The organism is Rahnella sp. P4_A8, assembly GCF_056402435.1.
On sequence record NZ_JBFUHK010000366.1, the window covers coordinates 1 to 613 of the forward strand.

At 33.0% G+C, this 613-nt stretch carries 1 pseudogene; it reads right to left on the reverse strand.

What is annotated here, in order from left to right:
* Positions 1–430 (reverse strand): annotated as a pseudogene (locus AC1DUO_RS26025) (hypothetical protein); the annotation flags it as partial.
* Positions 431–613 lie beyond the last annotated feature (183 nt).

Here is a 613-nt window from a genome sequence, read left to right on the forward strand (position 1 = left end):
GCGTTTGCATTATTTGGAAAAGAAGGGAAATTATTGATATTTGATATACCCAAAAAACATCAGACACTCTGTCTGCTGGTATATTCATTTTATGTGAAATAAACCATAACCCGGCTGTTTCTGCAAAAAATAGAACAAACGCGCAGATAGTTAAATGCACTAAAAAACTTGTATTAAAAACCTTATTAGTCCAGGCATGGTCGTTCCTCCCTAAACCAACCGATAAGAATCTCTGAGTCGCCAAAGCAGATACGTTTTGGATAAATGAAAACAAGATAATAATACTGCCAACAACACTATATAAACCGAAATCATAAACACCTAACGCCTCCAACACCATCCTTGATGTATAGAATGTTACAAACATAATGAGTAACATTCTGGCATAAAGCATAAGAGTATTTCTTGCCATTAGTTTTTTATCAACCACGGAATTCTCTCTTATTCTAAAACTCTTAAGTTGTATATTAATTACCGTGAAAATGCGAAAAATTACGCTTATGGGAAAAGGTAATATACTTATATTAAAGACAAATGATAATTTATTTTACTCGCTGCCTTTTCCCAAGAGTATTTTTGTACATGGGATAATCCTTTATGAATTAAATCCGAC